This window comes from Faecousia intestinalis, from assembly GCF_040096185.1.
GTDB lineage: Bacteria > Bacillota > Clostridia > Oscillospirales > Oscillospiraceae > JAZOXB01.
In genome coordinates this window covers 1-15,419 of record NZ_JBBMFF010000155.1, presented here as the reverse complement: position 1 = coordinate 15,419, position 15,419 = coordinate 1, and the positions used below count along the sequence as shown (strand labels likewise).

Here is a 15,419-nt window from a genome sequence, read left to right as displayed (position 1 = left end):
GTTCGCCGCCCGCAGGCGGCGAAAAAAGTGGGATCTTCTTAAGCCTGAAAGGCTTGTCAAACAGGAACTCACTCCTTCAGCAGGCGGCGGCGGGCGAGGTTGATCGTGCCCTCCTGCATGTGGTTCATCCAGCTCAGGCTCTTGCCGCAGCCGTAGGCTGCGCAGGAATCCGCGTCGTCCGCAACAACGCACGTCATCTCCGTGCGCTCGCACAGCAGGCGGTCCATGCCGAAGAGCTGGCTGCCGCCGCCCGTCAGGACGATGCCATTGCGCGCAATGTCCGCCACGAGCTCCGGCGTGGTGCTCTCGAGCACATCGAGCACCTTGTCCATGATCTGACGGGCGGGGCGGCGCAGGACCTCCATGAGCTCCTCGGATGCCAGCGTGGCCTCGCGGGCAAGGCCGTTCTTGAGGTCACGGCCCTTGACGGTCATGGTCAGTGCCTCCGGCCGGGGCGTGACGCAGCCGATGGACATCTTGATCTCCTCTGCAACGGTCGTGCCGATGAGCAGGCCGTAGCGGCGGCGCAGATGGCGGATGATGGCCTCGTCGAAGGCCGCGCCCGCCACCTTGAGCGAGGCGGACTGCGCAATGCCGTTCATGGTCAGCACGCCGATATCCGTCGTGCCGCCGCCGATGTCGACGACCATCCGGCCCTCGGGGGCGGTGATATCGAGCTGCGCGCCGAGGGCAGCAGCCAGCGGAGCTTCGATGAGATAGACGCGCCGGGCGCCTGCCTCCATGGCGGCCTGAATGACGGCGCGCTCCTCGACCTCCGTGATGCCGCTGGGGACCGTGACGATCATGCGCGGCTTGACGATGGCGTGACGGAGCACGCGGCGGAGCATCTCCGTCAGCATACGGGCCGTGAGCTCATAGTCGGAGATGACGCCGTCCTGCAGCGGGTGCACGGCGACGACATTGCCGGGCGTGCGCCCGAGCATGCTCCGCGCGGCCGCGCCGACCTGCAGCACCTTGCCGCTGTTTTTATCGAGGGCGATGACGGACGGCTCGCGCAGCACGATGCCGCGCCCGGCCGCATAGATCAGCACGTTGGACGTGCCGAGATCGATCCCAAGGTCTCTGGAAAAGAATAACATAGTTTGCACCTACCTGTCTGCGGGTTTCTGCCCCGGCTCCGGCGTGGCGGCCAGAGCGGCGCAGACCACGGAGGACGCGCCCGCCGTGAGCAGCACGCGGCTGCATTCCGAGAGCGTTGCGCCCGTGGTCAGAATATCATCGATCAGCAGGACACTGCGTCCTGCAAAGCGTTCGGGAGAAACGGCGCGGTAAGCGCCGAGCACATTGGCGCGCCGCGCGGCGGCGTCCCGCTGGGACGACTGCGCGGGATTGTGGCGAATTTTCTGCAGCGTCTGCGTGCAGGGAAGCTCCAGCTCCTTCGCCACGGCGTGCGCCAGCAGCTCCGTCTGGTCATAGCCGCGGGAGCGGCGGCGCTTCGCGCTGACCGGTACCCAGGACAGGATCTCAAACGGAGCGGTCCGGAGCAGGGGCGCGAGCATGCGGCCGTAGGCAGCGGCGTACTGTGACTGCCCGGAGAATTTGAAGCGGCGGAGCGATTCCGCCACAACGCCCTCATAGGGATACACGGCATAGCACTCCGTGTAGAACTGCCCGCGCCGCAGCGGGGCGGGGATCGGCTCGAGCTCGTGCACGCAGCGGGCGCAGACGTCGTGCTCCTCCGGCCGCAGCAGGCGGCGGCAGAACACGCACTTCGGCGGGTACAGCAGGTCGAGCAGCTGAGAGAACAGCGCCCTCATGCTTCGCCCTGCAGCCGGAAGCGCAGACCGCTGTAGCGCTTGTTGCGGCGGTTGTTCTGCGTCATCTGGGCGATGAGCTCCTCGTTGCCGACGAGGAGGAGCAGCTCCCGCGCACGGGTGATGGCCGTGTAGAGCACGCCGCGCGTCAGCAGCATCGGTGAGCCGCCGCCGATGGCAAAGATCACGGCGCGGTATTCGCTGCCCTGGCTCTTGTGCGCGGTGATGGCGTAGGCAAGCTCCAGCTCCGAGAGCATCTCGGGCTCATAGACGACCTCGCGGTCGTCAAAGAGGACGTGGATCTGGTCCTCCTTCGGGTCGATGGAGACGATCGTGCCGATGTCGCCGTTGAACACGCCCGTGCCGGACGAGCCGTTGGCGCGCTTCCACGGCAGATCGTAGTGATTGCGGATCTGCATGACGCGGTCGCCCTCGCGGAAGCACGAGCCGCCGCTGAGCTTTTCGTGTCTGCCGGGCTGCGGCGGGTTCAGCGCCGCCTGCAGGGCGCGGTTCAGATTGGCCGTCCCCGTCTCGCCCTTGCGGGTGGGGCTGATGACCTGAATTTCCCCGGCGGGGATATGCATATTCTGCGGCAGACGGCGCGCGCAGAGCTCACAGACGGTCTGCACGAGCTGCGCGGGCGCGCGGCGGCGCAGGAAGAAGCAGTCGCGGTCCTTTGCGGTCAGAACGGGCAGCTCGCCGCGGTTGACGGCGTGGGCGTTCATGACGATGAGGCTCTGCCGGGCCTGCCGGAAAATTTCCGTCAGGCAGACGGACGGGACGATGCCGCTGCGGATGAGGTCGGAAAACAGGCTGCCCGCGCCGACGCTCGGCAGCTGGTCCGGGTCGCCGACGAGCACAAGGCAGGCCTCCTGCGGCAGCGCCTCGAGCAGACTGTGCATGAGCAGCACGTCGACCATGGACATCTCGTCCACGATGACGGCGTCGCATTCCAGCGGCTCGTCCTCATTGCGGGCGAAGAACATCTCGCCGTTTTCGGGCGAGACCTGCGCCTCGAGCAGGCGATGGACGGTCGCGGCGTCGCGGCCGGTCAGCTCGGACAGACGCTTGGCGGCGCGCCCGGTCGGCGCGGCCAGCAGCGTTTTGCGGCCGAGCTTGGAAAACAGGGTGAGGATGCCGGACAGCACCGTCGTCTTGCCGGTGCCGGGGCCGCCCGTCAGGATCATGATGCGGCGCTCGGCTGCCATGCGGATGGCATCGCGCTGGCGTTCGGCATAGGTGATGCCCGCAATGGCCTCGATGCCCTGCAGCACGCGCTCCGCATCGGGCAGCGGCGCGGGCGGGTGCTGGGCCATGGCACGGATGCGGGCGGCAATGGCCGTCTCCGCCTCGTAATATTCCGGCAGATAAACGGCTGCGATCCCGGCAATGGTGCTGTGCTCCACGCGGCCCAGCTCCGTCAGACGGTCGACGGCCGCGATCACGGGCTCCGCCTCGAGGCTCAGCAGCTGGGACGTTGCCGCAACGAGCTTGTCCTGCGGGAGAAAGGTATGTCCGTTTGTGAGATTGTGGCGCAGCTCAAAAATAACGCCCGCTTCGACGCGGCGGGCGTCGTCGCCGTCAAAGCCGAGCTCCAGCGCAAGCTGATCGGCTGCGCCGAAGCCTGCGCCGAACTGCGGCTGCGCCAGCAGATAGGGGTCCTCCTGCACGCGCTCGAGCGACTGCGCACCGTAGACGCGGTACAGCCGCACGGCGACCTGCGCCGGGATGCGGTAGCCCGCAAGAAACTCGATGAGCCGCCGCACGGCGACCTGCTGCCGGAACGAGGCGCCGATCTCCAGCGCCTTTTTGCGCGAGATGCCGTCGATCTCCGTCAGCCGCTCCGGCGCGGCCTCGAGAATTTTCAGACTGTCCGTGCCGAAGGCGGCGACGATCTTTTCGGCCGTTTTCGGCCCAACGCCCCGCACGGCGCGGGAGGAGAGATAGGCGCGGATCTCCGCCGTGGAGTCCGGAAGCAGCCGCTCCAGAAACTCTGCCTCGAGCTGGCGGCCGTAGGTGGCGTGCGCCGTCCATTTTCCGGTGACGATGAGCCGCTCTCCGGCGGCCGGGGCGGGGATCGTCCCGACGACCGTGATCAGGCCGCCGTCGTCGCTGTCCAGCTTGATGACAGCATAGCCGTTTTCCGGATTTTCAAAGACCACAGCGGCGATCGTCCCGCTGACCAGCTCCTGCTCCAAGTGCCAGTTCTCCCATTCTGCCGGGGCGGCCGGGCTCAGGCCTCAAAGGCCCCCAGCCGCTCCAGATATTCTGCCGCCTGCCCGGCGGCGCAAAGCTGCTCGCCCGCCGCATCCCGCAGCAGGCGCGCGGCGGCCTCCTGCCCCTCCGGGGTCAGGCCGCGGTCGATCCAGATAATTTGTGCGCGCAGGCCGCGATGCTCGCGCATCCAGCGGCAGCCGCGGATCTGCCGCTCCACCTCGGCCGCGCCGCCCTGCAGCGGCGCAACGAGCACGGCATCCTCGCGCGGCAGCGGAAGCAGCATGGCCTCCGCCACGGACCAGAGCAGGAGCAGCAGCCCGCAGGCCGCAAGCCCCGCCGTCAGGATCGTCAGCGCCATACCATCACCTCATGCCAGACTATGCAGGCTGCGGGCGATGGGTTCCTATCTAGGGCAGCACCGCACAATCCGGCGAAGGCCGAAGATGCAGCTGTGCGATGATGCTCTCACATATTTTACAGCAGAAACGGGAAAGACGCAAGCGGGAAATCCCGTCAGGCCCCCAGCACGAAGAAATTTAGGATGATGCACACGCAGCTCAGGACCAGAAAAATGATCCAGCCGGGCGTGCGGAAAAACAGCCGCCGCCATTTCGGATCGATGGGGTCGCGCTCCCGCCGCGCGGCGAGCTTTTTCCGGAAGACGAGCGCCAGCACAAGGCAGACGGCCAGCGGCAGAAGAAACAGCACGCCGCGGATCGCCAGCCAGTACCATGTGCCGCTCAGCGGCCGCAGCAGGGCGTCCAGCCCGAGGGCCAGAACGGCGTTGTTCAGGATATGCAGGCTCATGGACCAGAGTATGGAGTATTCCATGGCGACATAGCCCGCCAGCAGGCCGAAGCCGAAGGCAAACGGCGTCTGCGTCAGATTCTGGTGCACAAGGCCGAACAGCAGCGCCGAGCAGAAAATGGCAAAGCGCTTGCCATAGGGCTGCAGGCTGCGCAGCACGGCCCCGCGGAACAGCAGCTCCTCCGTGATGGGGGCGGCCACTGCGGTATAGAGCGCGAGCGATACGGTCGTCTCCGCCGTGCCGGACACGACCTTGCTTTTGGTGCGGAAAAATTCCATGGCCGGGGAGAGCAGGCTCTGCAGCAGACCGGCCGCGCCCTGCAGCGCCAACAGGCAGAGGACCCAGAGCAGGACCTCGCCCGCGCGCGGCCTTCCTGAGCGGGCGAACATCACGTTCTGCCAGAACGGCCTGCGCTTCCAGATGAGCACCAGGCCGACGGTACCGCAGGCGGCCGCAAGGCGGCCGACCCCGGTGAGCCATGCAGGAATGTCTAGGTGCAGGAAAGACAGGAGCACGACCCCGGTCGAGCTGAGCTGGCTGAACATGGCCAGCCAGATGAGAAGCATCAGGCACACGCGGTTCATGCGGCTGCGGGCGATGGCCCGCCTGCCAAGCTCCTGCCGCCATGCCAGCTTTTCCAAGCGGACGGACTCCGACGTCCAGAGCGGCGAGCTTGTCTGGTTCGGGAATTCCTGCGTCATGTCTTGTCCTCCGTTCGGGACAGCACGGCCTCGGCGCAGCGCATGCCGTCTACGGCAGCAGAGAGGATGCCGCCGGCGTAGCCCGCACCCTCGCCGCAGGGATACAGGCCCCGGAGCTCGCTCTGGCAGTCCTCGCCGCGCACGATGCGCACGGGGGAGGAGCTGCGCGTCTCCGGCGCGGTCAGCAGGGCGTCCGGCGCGTCAAAGCCGGGCAGCAGACCGGCAAGGCGGGGCATGGCCTGCTCCAGCGTGTCGGTCAGCTTTTTCGGCAGCGCGTCGTGCAGGTCGCACAGGCGAACGCCGGGACGGTAAGTCGGGCGGATACCGCCCTCAGCAGCGGAGGGGCGGTGCGCCAGAAAATCGCCGAGCAGCTGCGCAGGCGCGTGATAGTCCGCGCCGCCGAGGCGGAAGCAGGCCTGCTCGATCTGCTCCTGCCAGAGCATGCCGCCGAGCGGGCCGGGCTCCGGGAAGTCCTCCGGTGTCACGGAGGCCAGCAGGGCAGAGTTGGCGTTTTCGCCGCCGCGCGCGGCATAGCTCATGCCGTTCGTGACGACGCCGCCGGGCTGCGAGGCCGCGGCGACCACCTGGCCGCCCGGACACATGCAGAATGTATAGGCCGCGCCGCCGTCCGGAAGGTGCACGGCGAGCTTATAGTCGGCCGGGGGCAGCTCGCCGCGCGGCTTGCCGTACTGCGCGCGGTCGATGACGGCCTGCGGATGCTCGATGCGCACGCCCATGGCAAACGGCTTCGGCTGCATGGGGATCCCGGCTGCGTGGAGCCAGCGGAACGTATCGCGGGCGCTGTGGCCGATGGCGAGAATGACGTCCCGGCATGCAAACGACCGCTCCGCTCCGTCCTCAATCCAGCGGACACCCGTTATGCGGCCATCCTGCGTCTCAAGTCCCGTCAGGCGCGCACCGAAGCGGACTTCGCCGCCGAGGCGCAGCACCTCTTCCCGCAGGTTCTGAATGACGTGGAACAGCACATCTGTCCCGACGTGCGGTTTGGCGTCGTAGAGAATTTCCTCCTGCGCACCGAAGCGCACGAACTGCTGAAGCACCCAGCGGCCGCGCTCGTTCTTCGTGCCGGTGTTGAGCTTGCCGTCGGAAAACGCGCCTGCGCCGCCCTCGCCGAACTGGACGTTGCTCTCGGGGTCCAGCGGGCCGCCGCCCCAGAAGCGCTCGACCTTTTCCCGGCGCAGCGGTGCGGGGTCGCCGCGCTCGAGCACGAGGGGCCGCAGCCCCGCCTTCGCCAGCACGAGGGCGGCGAACATGCCTGCCGGGCCGAAGCCGACGACCACAGGCCGCTCCGCTGCGGTGCAGCGGGGAATATGGTAGACATAGGGCGCCTCCCGCGTGATCTTTGCGCTGCGGCAGCGGCGCAGCACGGCTCCCTCGCCGCTGCGGAGCGTGACGTCCACGGTGTAGACCCAGCGGAGGTCCGGCTTTTTGCGGGCGTCAAGGGAGCGGCGGAAAATGTGCAGCGCGGCGATGTCCGATGCGCGGATATGCAGGACCTGCGCCGCATGATAATACAGCTCGGAGACATCGTGCGTCTCCGGCAGGATCAGGTCACGAATGCGAAGCATGGCGTTCCCTCCCGGTAAGCAGCTGCCCGGCCAGACGGCCGGAGGACCAGGCCCACTGCAGATTATAGCCGCCGCAGTCACCGTCGATGTCCAGCACCTCGCCCGCGGCATACAGGCCGGGGCAGAGGCGGCTCTCCAGCGTCTGCGCGGAAAATTCGTCCGTGCGGATGCCGCCCGCCGTCACCTGCGCGGCGTCAAAGCCCATCGGGCCGAGCACGGGCAGAGCAAAGGCCTTGACGGTCCGGCAGATCTCCGGCAGCCTGTCCGCCGGGAGCGAGCCGCACGGCGCTTCGAGTGAGAGACCGCAGCGGCGCAGCACCGTCCGCCCGAGGCGGTTGTGGAGCATACCGGTCAGCAGGTCCTCCAGCGCAAGCTGCGGCAGGGCCGCCTGCCGTGCCTGCAGGAGCTGCGTCAGCTCTCCGGCGGGGACGTCCGGCAGCAGGTCGAGCAGCAGGAGCCCGCCCTGCGCGGCCGCGCGGGACAGCTCGAAGATCGCGGGGCCACTCACGCCGTAGTCCGTGAACTGCAGCTCGCCTGCGCGCTCCGTTCGGCCGCCGTCCGTCTTGAGCACGGCGCGCACCTCGCAGCGCACGCCCTTGAGTGAGCGCACCCACGTCGGCTCCGTGCGCAGCTGCACAAGGGAGGGCTGCAGCTTCGTCCGGCTGTGGCCGAGGGCCGTCAGCAGGCGGTAGCCGAGGTCCGTTCCGCCCAGCTTGCCGCCCGCCGCGCCGCCTGCGCAGACGATAACGCGGTCAAACAGGCAGCTTTCGTCCCCGAGGCGGACGGAAAAGCCGCCCTTCGTGCGGCGCAGCTCCGCGATCTCGCAGCCCGCGTGCAGCGTGACGTTCTGCCGCCCGGCCAGCGTCAGCCGCAGAACATCGGCCACGCTGTTGGCGCTGTCGCTTGCGGGATAGACGCGGCCGCCCGGCTCCGTTACGGTCAGAAGGCCCATGGAGCGGAACCATGCCAGCGTCTGCTCCACGCCGAAGGCTTCCAGCGCGGGCAGGCAGAACTGCGGCGCCGTGCCGTGGTAGTGCGACAGATCCATGTCCCGATTCGTGAGATTGCAGCGGCCGTTTCCGGTCGCCAGCAGCTTGCGCGCGACGCGCGCCTGCCGTTCGGCGAGATGGACGTCGCTGTGCGGGTCCTCCGAAGCGGTCAGCGCCGCCGTCAGGCCGGATGCGCCGCCGCCGATCACCAGTACTTTCATGCTCGTTCCTCCCTGTTTTCTATGTTCATTATATGCCATATACCCCCGCATGACAAGTGTATTCTTGACAGACGGGCGCGAAAAAGGTATGATGTTGTCATTGCGGCGGCAGACCGCCGCAGGCCAATTGGAGGTAATATCATGAAGAAACGTTGGATCGCGCTGCTGCTTGCCGCCGTTCTGCCCATCGGGGTTCTGGCAGGCTGCGGCAGCGAGGATATGCCGGAGCTTTCGCTTGACAGCATCACCGCTCCGGTCGCGGCCCGCAATGAAATGGAGGTCCGCACGGCACTCGGCAATTACACCGGCATCTCGGAGGCTGCGCCGGATTCCGCGGACGGCGAAATGGCCACAGTGCAGTTCGCGGGCGATGCAAGCGCCACGACGGCCTTGCACGACGGCTATATCTATGTGCTGAGCAACAGCGAGCTGCGCATCCTGCGCGCCGCCGGGGCCAGCACGACGCAGCTCAATACGCTGGATATTTCATCGGGAACGTCCTCGGAGGATTCCTATGAATTCGCCAACGCCCTGCTCGTGGAGGGCGACCGGCTTGCCGTTGTGACGACGGCTTCGTCGATGGACAGTGACCTGAGCGGCAGCGACGTGTGCCATCTGCGGCTGTATGACATCTCGGAGCCGTCGACACCGACCCTGCTGCGCACGTTCTCGCAGGACGGCCTTTACGAGGGCATCGGCACGGCAAACGGCCTGCTGTTCCTCGTCTCCTCGGGCACGGCGGACCTCGATGAGGCAAGCGGGAGCGCAGCCTCCATGCCGCAGATCGGCGACAATGCCGAAAGCGAGGCTGTGCCCGCTGCGCAGTTCTATCTCTCCTCCGCGCTCGACGCGCCGACGTTCAGCATCGTGTCCGCCATTTCGCTGGCCGATGCGCAGCGCAGCGGCGTGCGCGCCTTCACGGGAACGATCGACCATGTCTGCGTTTCGGAGCAGGGGGTGTTTCTTGCGCGCAGCATCCGCATGGAGTCGCACGGCGACGCCTATAAGAAAGACCACTATTCCGTCACGAACCACGCCATCAATGCCGCAACGGAGCTCCTGCGCCTGACGGCGGACGCCGATCTGACGATGCTGGCCTCGAAGCCGCTGGCGGGCGAGGTCGCGGCCTGGGAACTCAATGCACAGGCAAACGCACTGTATGTCGTGAACTCGCTGTCCTCGTCGCAGTATCAGCTCTTTGAGGACAAGACCTACGGCTGGACGAACCGCCTCGATCAGAGCCAGAATGGCGGTACAGCGCTGAACGTGCTGGACCTCTCCCTGCAGCAGATCGCAGACGGCAGCGATCTGCTGCCGGATGCCTCGCTCAGCGCGGCGCGCTTCAGCGGCAATTACTGCCTGCTCGCAATGTTCGATGCGGACACACCGCTTGCGGCCATCGACCTCTCCAACCCGACGAAGCCCGCTTTGGCGGAGGTCTCCGGCCTGAGCGAACTGTTCAATGTGCTGCTCCCGGCCGAAGGCATGCTGATGGATCTGAGCGGCGCGAACGGCGCGAACGGTATGAGCCTTGCCATCTCCACCATGGCGATGGGCGGCGGGAGCGTCTCGGCCACGGGCCTTGTGAAGGAGCTGGGGACCTATGCGGGCGGCGCGGTCTACGCCGCCGTGTCGCAGGATGCCGCGTGGGCGCTCGTGTGCTATGACCACACGTCCCACCTGTTCCGGCTGGGCGACGCGATCACCGAGGTCTCGCGCCCGGAGATCAGCGTGCATTCCGGAACGGCCTTCTTCTTTGAAGGCGATTATCTGTATGCCTGCGCGCCGGACGAGGTCAGCGCTGTTTCGCTGACGAGCGGAAGCGTGGACGCGCTGCTGTCGTTCGCCGTGGGCTGAGAAGGGAGCAAATCATATGGAAGAGCTTGTCAAGCGTATCAATGAGCTTGCCCGGAAGGCAAAGACGACCGGCCTGACGCCGGAGGAAACGGCGGAGCGCGACCTGCTGCGCCAGCAGTATATCGCAGCCGTCCGCCGCAACCTGACGGCGCAGCTGGAGAACACCTATATCGTGGAGCCGGACGGCACGAAGCATAAGCTCGGCCGCCGCGAAACGGAGGAAACGGAACAATAAAAACTGTGCCGGAGAGGACCCAAGCGGTTCTCTCCGGCATGGTTTTCTCAGGAGACGGGGAAGACCGGGCGGTCGTCCTGCAGGTCTACGCGCACCTGCTCCGGCGCGTGTGTGCCGAGCAGCAGGGCTGCAAGCGGGGCCTCCATCTCGTGGCGGACAAGGCGGCGGATCTCGCGCGCGCCGCCCCGGCCGTCCCGGCTGCGCAGGGCAAAGCTGCGGGCAAGACCGTCCGGCAGCTCCAGCCGGACGTGCAGGCGCTCTGCACGCTGCTGCAGGGCTGTGAGCTGCTGCTGTGCGATCTGCTCAAGCGCTGCTGCATCAAGCGGCTGAAAGCGCGCCACGCAGTCGATGCGCCCGAGGAATTCCGGCGAAAAATGTTCCCGCAGGCTGCGCAGAGCGCCGTCCTCCGCCTGCGCGCCGAAGCCGAGCCCTCCGCCGCCGCGCACGCCGAGGTTCGAGGTCATCACGAGCATCGTGTTGCGGAAATCGATGCGCCGCCCGCCGGAATCCGTCAGGAAGCCGTCCTCCATGACCTGCAGCAGCAGACCGCAGACGTCCGGGTGCGCCTTTTCCAGCTCGTCGAACAGCACAAGACTGTAGGGCCTGCGGCGCACACGTTCGGACAGCTCGCCGCCCTCGTCGTGGCCGATGTAGCCCGGCGGCGCGCCGATAAGGCGCGAGACCGTGAATTTTTCCATATATTCCGACATGTCCACGCGGATCATCGCGTCCTCGCTGCCGTAGACGGCCTCGGCCAGCGCCTTGCACAGCTCCGTCTTGCCGACACCCGTCGGCCCGAGGAACAGCATGGCTGCCGCGGGGCGCTTCTGCTCGGCAAGGCCGCTGCGTCCGCGCCGCACGGCCTCTGCCGCGGCATGGACGGCCTCCTCCTGCCCGATGACGCGGGCGGAGAGCGTCTGCTCCAGCGTGCGCAGGCGCTGCCGCTCCGTCCGGGAGATCGTCCCGACGGGAATGCCCGTGCGGCTCGAAACGGCTGCGGCGATGTCCTGCACGGAGACCGTCCGGCCGGGCTGGCCGCGCCGCCGCAGACGGTCGCGCAGGGCGGCGGCCCGCTCATATTTTCCGGCGCGCACGGCGGCCTGCAGGGCCTGCTCCTCATCCGGCGTGCGGCTGCCGAGCTGGCGCATGCGCGCACAGGCCGCGCCCTCGTCGAGCAGGTCCACGGCCTTGTCGGGCAGAAATTTATCCGTCAAATAGCGGCACGACAGCTCTACGGCGGCGGAAACGGCTTCCTGCGGGATGGAGACATGGTGGTGCGCCTCCAGACCGGGGCACAGCCCGGCCAGGATCTCGCGCGTCTCCTCCGGCGTCGGCTCGCGCACCTGCACCGTGCGGAAGCGCCGCTCCAGCGCGGCGTCCTTTTCGATGCTGCTGCGGTATTCGCGCAGCGTCGTCGCGCCGATAAGCTGCAGTTCGCCGCGGCCGAGTGCGGGCTTGAGCAGGTTGGCCGCATCGATGGCGCCCTCCGCCGCACCGGCCCCGACGAGGGTGTGCATCTCGTCGACAAACAGGATGACGTTCTGCACGCGCCGCACCTCGGCCAGAATGTCGCGCACGCGCTCCTCAAATTCGCCGCGGTACTTTGTGCCTGCGATGACGCTGGCCATGTCCAGCGCATAAAGGCGCTTGCCGCGCAGCGGCTCCGGCACGGTCCCGGCGGCGAGATACTGCGCCACGCCCTCCACGATGGCCGTCTTGCCGACGCCCGGCTCGCCGATGAGGGCGGGATTGTTTTTGTGCCGCCGCGAGAGGATCTGCAGGACGGTCTCGATCTCCTGCCTCCGGCCGATGACCGGCTCCTGCTTTCCGGCGCGCTCGAGCATATCTATGCCAAATTGATCCAGCAGTCTTGTGTTCTGCATGCTTCGCTCCTTCCGGGCAAGCTCGCCCTCGCATAGTTGGGTAAAAAGCTGCTGCGGACAGATGCCGCAGTGCTCCAGCAGGCGCACGGCTGAGCAGCCGCTCTCCCGCAGCAGCGCGGTCAGGAGTCGCTCCGGGCCGTTCAGCGCGCGGGAAACGGCGCGGCGCGCGGCCTGCGTCAGCCCCTGCGGCAGAACGTCCGACGGTGCTCCGCGCCCGTGCAGGCGAAGGACGGCCGCAGCGATCTCCGGCCCGGTCAGACCGGCCCAGTGCAGCAGCCGCCCGTCGGCCCCCTGGGGCTGCATGGCGAGTGCCAGCAGCAGGTGCTCCGTGCCGACGCAGGCGTGCCCCAGCCGGGCGGCCAGCGCCCATGCCAGCCGGAGCGCGGCCGAAAGCTCCGGCGGCAGGTCCCGTTTTGCCAAATCGCTCCCTCCCCTCAACATTGGGATTCTAGCCCGCCTGTGCCCGGTTCAAACCCGTCGAAAAAAGTTTGCCTTTCCGAATTTCCCCATTGCATTTTCCCAAAAACATGATAAAATGGGGATACTACTTGTAATAGGAGGAGATACCCATGGCATACAAGATCACCGACAGCTGCCTGAAGTGCGGAACCTGCGCTGGCGAGTGCCCGATGAATGCGATCTCTGAGGGTGAGGACCAGTACGTCATCGATGCCGATACCTGTGTTGGCTGCGGCACCTGTGCAGATGCTTGCCCCGTTCAGGCTATTGTCGAGGAGTAAGAAGATCCTACACGATTACATCCGGCATACGGCGGAGTCCTTCCGCCGTATGCTCCACGGAAGCTCGTGCGGAACTGCGTAACGTAATTTACGGAACCGGCCTGTGCAGTCTTGCGCAGACCGGTTTTTAATTAGTAATTAGTAATTCGTAATTCGTGATGGGGGGCGACCATGGAACACGATCTGTGGAACGGGCTGCGGCTCCGCATCCCGGAGGGCGAGGTGCCGCTCGGCGCGGACTCTCTGCTGCTTGCGGACTTCCTGACGCTGCCGCCGCGGGCGCGTGTGGCGGATCTCGGCGCGGGCTGCGGCACGCTCGGTGTGCTTCTCTGCGCGCGCGATCCGTCCTGCACGGTCACGGGCATCGAGCTGCGGCCGGAGGCCTGCCGCGCCGTGCAGGAGAACGTCCGCATCAACGGGCTGGAGGAGCGGCTGACCGTTCTGGAGGGCGATGTGCGGCGCATCCGCACGCTCCTTCCGGCGGGGGATTTTTCCTGCGTGATCGCCAATCCACCCTATTTTCCCGTGGGCAGCGGCAAGGCTGGCCGGAACAGCGCCGTGGCCCGCACGGAGCAGTGCCTGACGCTGGCAGAGCTGTGTGCGGCTGCCGCGTGGCTGCTGCCGCCCGGCGGGCGGTTTGCGCTGGTGCACCGGGCGGAGCGCCTGTGCGACCTGCTGTGCGCCCTGCGCGCGGCCGGGCTGGAGCCGAAGCGGCTGCAGCCGGTACGCCACAATGCCGAAAGCCCCGTCAGCCTGCTGCTGCTCGAGGCAAGGCGGGGCGGGCGGCCCGGCCTGACGCTGCTGCCGGAGCTGCTGGAATATGAGACGGACGGAACGGAGCGCGAAGCCCTGCGCGCCGCCCGTCATGCGAAAGGAGACTGCCCATGAGCGCGATGCTCTATCTTGTGCCGACGCCGATCGGCAATCTGTCCGATATCTCCGAGCGCTGCCGCGAGGTGCTTGCGCAGGCGGATTTTATCGCGGCCGAGGACACGCGGGTGACGCTGCGGCTGCTGAACCATCTGGAGCTGAAAAAGCCGCTCGTCAGCTATTATGAGCACAACAAGGCGGCAAGCGGCCCGCGCATCGTCGAGCGCATTCTGGCGGGCGAGACGTGCGCGCTCGTGTCGGACGCCGGTTCCCCGGCCATCTCCGACCCCGGCGAGGATCTGGTCCGCCTGTGCGCGGAGGCGGGCGTGACGGTCAGCGCCATCCCCGGCCCCTGCGCCGCCATCACGGCGCTGAGCATGTCCGGCCTGCCGACGGGGCGCTTCACGTTTGAGGGCTTCCTGTCCACGACGAAGAAGAACCGCGCCCAGCACCTGGATTCCCTGCGCGCAGAGCAGCGCACGATGATCTTCTACGAGGCCCCGCACAAGCTGTGCGCGACGCTGCGCGATCTGGCGGCGGCCTTCGGCGGGGAACGGCGTATTTCCCTGTGCCGCGAGCTCACAAAGCTGCATGAGGAGGTCCTGCGCCTGACGCTCGACGGCGCCGTCGCCTATTATGAGACCCAGCCGCCGCGCGGCGAGTATGTTCTGATCGTTGAGGGCGCGCCGAAGCAGCAGGAGAGCGGCCCCGTTTCGGAGGAGGAGGCACTTATGCGCGTGCAGGCGCTTCTGGCAGAGGGCCTGAGCCGCAAGGATGCCGTCCGGCAGGTCGCTGCGGAGACGGGCCTTGCCAAAAATCAGCTGTATGACGCCGCCCTGCGCGCGCAGCATACGGAAACGGAGTGAAAACACCATGTCTGTAGAGAAAGTAAAGGCCTATTTTGCCGGGTTCGGTATGGAGGACCGCGTTCTGGAATTCCCGGTTTCCAGCGCGACAGTGGCGGAGGCCGCCGCGGCCCTGCATTGCGAGCCCTGCCATATTGCCAAGACGCTGGCGTTTCTGGTCTGCGAGACGCCGATGGTGATCGTCATGGCCGGAGACGCGCGCATCGACAATGCAAAGTATAAGGCTCGGTTTGCCAAGAAGGCGAAAATGCCGACGCCGGACGAGGTGCTGACGCTCATCGGCCACCCGGTCGGCGGCGTGTGCCCGTTTGCCGTGCCGGAGAACGTGAACGTCTATCTCGACGTCTCCCTGCGGCGGTTCGAGACGGTCTATCCCGCCTGCGGCAGCCCGAACAGCGCCATCGCCCTGACGCTGCCGGAGCTGGAGCAGTATTCCGGCTTCTCGGCGTGGGTGGATGTCTGCCGCGGCTGGGACGAGCAGGCGGAGGCGTAACGGAAAACAGACTTTTCGGCGGCGCGCAGCTTGTCAAAAAAGTCCCTTTGGACTTTTTCGCCAAGCTGCCTTCAGAATTGCAAAATAGAATTTTGCAGTATTATTTTGCAATTCTGCCGCTGCGGCGGGTTATGGAACGCGAAAGGACACCCTGACGGTTTCCTTGTATTATAGA

At 66.8% G+C, this 15,419-nt stretch carries 14 protein-coding genes; 6 read left to right on the top strand and 8 right to left on the bottom strand.

Translation table 11 applies throughout. The annotated features are described in order from the left end of the window. Nucleotides 1–68: 68 nt before the first annotated feature. The 7 genes from WMO66_RS04010 to WMO66_RS03980 all read right to left on the bottom strand — a co-directional run bounded on the left by WMO66_RS04010 (nt 69) and on the right by WMO66_RS03980 (nt 8,300). Nucleotides 69–1,100 (bottom strand): rod shape-determining protein, encoded by a 1,032-nt coding sequence (locus tag WMO66_RS04010; RefSeq protein WP_349135096.1) that lies wholly within the window; start codon nt 1,098–1,100, stop codon nt 69–71. A gap of 9 nt (nt 1,101–1,109) precedes the next feature. Further along, complete coding sequence (locus WMO66_RS04005; RefSeq protein WP_349135095.1) at nt 1,110–1,778, bottom strand: ComF family protein; 669 nt, start codon at nt 1,776–1,778, stop codon at nt 1,110–1,112. Then, nucleotides 1,775–3,973, bottom strand: a complete 2,199-nt coding sequence (recD2, locus tag WMO66_RS04000) for an SF1B family DNA helicase RecD2 (protein WP_349135094.1) — start codon at nt 3,971–3,973, stop codon at nt 1,775–1,777. Before recD2 ends, WMO66_RS04005 begins: the two co-directional genes overlap by 4 nt. Nucleotides 3,974–4,008: 35 nt before the next feature. Further along, the gene (locus tag WMO66_RS03995; protein WP_349135093.1) at nt 4,009–4,350 is read right to left on the bottom strand and encodes a hypothetical protein; all 342 of its coding nucleotides are present in this window, start codon (nt 4,348–4,350) and stop codon (nt 4,009–4,011) included. 155 nt (nt 4,351–4,505) lie between these two features. After that, nucleotides 4,506–5,501, bottom strand: coding sequence for a CPBP family intramembrane glutamic endopeptidase (locus WMO66_RS03990; protein WP_349135092.1), 996 nt, complete (start codon nt 5,499–5,501; stop codon nt 4,506–4,508). Beyond that, complete coding sequence (locus tag WMO66_RS03985) at nt 5,498–7,090, bottom strand: NAD(P)/FAD-dependent oxidoreductase (RefSeq protein ID WP_349135091.1); 1,593 nt, start codon at nt 7,088–7,090, stop codon at nt 5,498–5,500. The genes WMO66_RS03990 and WMO66_RS03985 overlap by 4 nt, the downstream gene beginning before the upstream one ends. Next, entirely contained in the window at nt 7,074–8,300 is a 1,227-nt protein-coding gene (locus tag WMO66_RS03980; protein WP_349135090.1) for an aminoacetone oxidase family FAD-binding enzyme, read from the bottom strand. Before WMO66_RS03980 ends, WMO66_RS03985 begins: the two co-directional genes overlap by 17 nt. Nucleotides 8,301–8,441: 141 nt before the next feature. On the opposite strand from WMO66_RS03980, the gene WMO66_RS03975 reads away from it, so the two are divergent. Both WMO66_RS03975 and WMO66_RS03970 read left to right on the top strand, forming a co-directional pair. Beyond that, nucleotides 8,442–10,157: a beta-propeller domain-containing protein gene (locus WMO66_RS03975; RefSeq protein WP_349135089.1), complete on the top strand. Its 1,716-nt coding sequence runs from the start codon at nt 8,442–8,444 to the stop codon at nt 10,155–10,157. 16 nt (nt 10,158–10,173) lie between these two features. After that, nucleotides 10,174–10,392 carry a DUF896 domain-containing protein gene (locus WMO66_RS03970; protein WP_349135088.1) on the top strand — a complete coding sequence of 73 codons (219 nt, stop codon included), beginning with the start codon at nt 10,174–10,176 and terminating at the stop codon, nt 10,390–10,392. A gap of 47 nt (nt 10,393–10,439) precedes the next feature. Here the strand turns inward: WMO66_RS03970 and WMO66_RS03965 are convergent, their stop codons facing one another. Continuing rightward, on the bottom strand, nt 10,440–12,695 hold the full coding sequence (locus tag WMO66_RS03965) for an ATP-dependent Clp protease ATP-binding subunit (protein ID WP_349135087.1): 2,256 nt from the start codon (nt 12,693–12,695) through the stop codon (nt 10,440–10,442). Nucleotides 12,696–12,844: 149 nt separating this feature from the next. Here WMO66_RS03965 and fdxA point away from each other — a divergent pair, with 149 nt between their 5' ends. The 4 genes from fdxA to WMO66_RS03945 all read left to right on the top strand — a co-directional run bounded on the left by fdxA (nt 12,845) and on the right by WMO66_RS03945 (nt 15,244). Beyond that, nucleotides 12,845–13,015 carry a 4Fe-4S ferredoxin gene (fdxA, locus tag WMO66_RS03960; RefSeq protein WP_349135086.1) on the top strand — a complete coding sequence of 57 codons (171 nt, stop codon included), beginning with the start codon at nt 12,845–12,847 and terminating at the stop codon, nt 13,013–13,015. Nucleotides 13,016–13,186: 171 nt separating this feature from the next. Further along, complete coding sequence (locus WMO66_RS03955; RefSeq protein ID WP_349135085.1) at nt 13,187–13,903, top strand: tRNA1(Val) (adenine(37)-N6)-methyltransferase; 717 nt, start codon at nt 13,187–13,189, stop codon at nt 13,901–13,903. Further along, complete coding sequence (gene rsmI, locus WMO66_RS03950) at nt 13,900–14,751, top strand: 16S rRNA (cytidine(1402)-2'-O)-methyltransferase (RefSeq protein ID WP_349135084.1); 852 nt, start codon at nt 13,900–13,902, stop codon at nt 14,749–14,751. Before WMO66_RS03955 ends, rsmI begins: the two co-directional genes overlap by 4 nt. A gap of 7 nt (nt 14,752–14,758) precedes the next feature. Next, nucleotides 14,759–15,244, top strand: coding sequence for a YbaK/EbsC family protein (locus tag WMO66_RS03945; protein WP_349135083.1), 486 nt, complete (start codon nt 14,759–14,761; stop codon nt 15,242–15,244). The last annotated feature ends 175 nt before the right edge of the window (nt 15,245–15,419 follow it).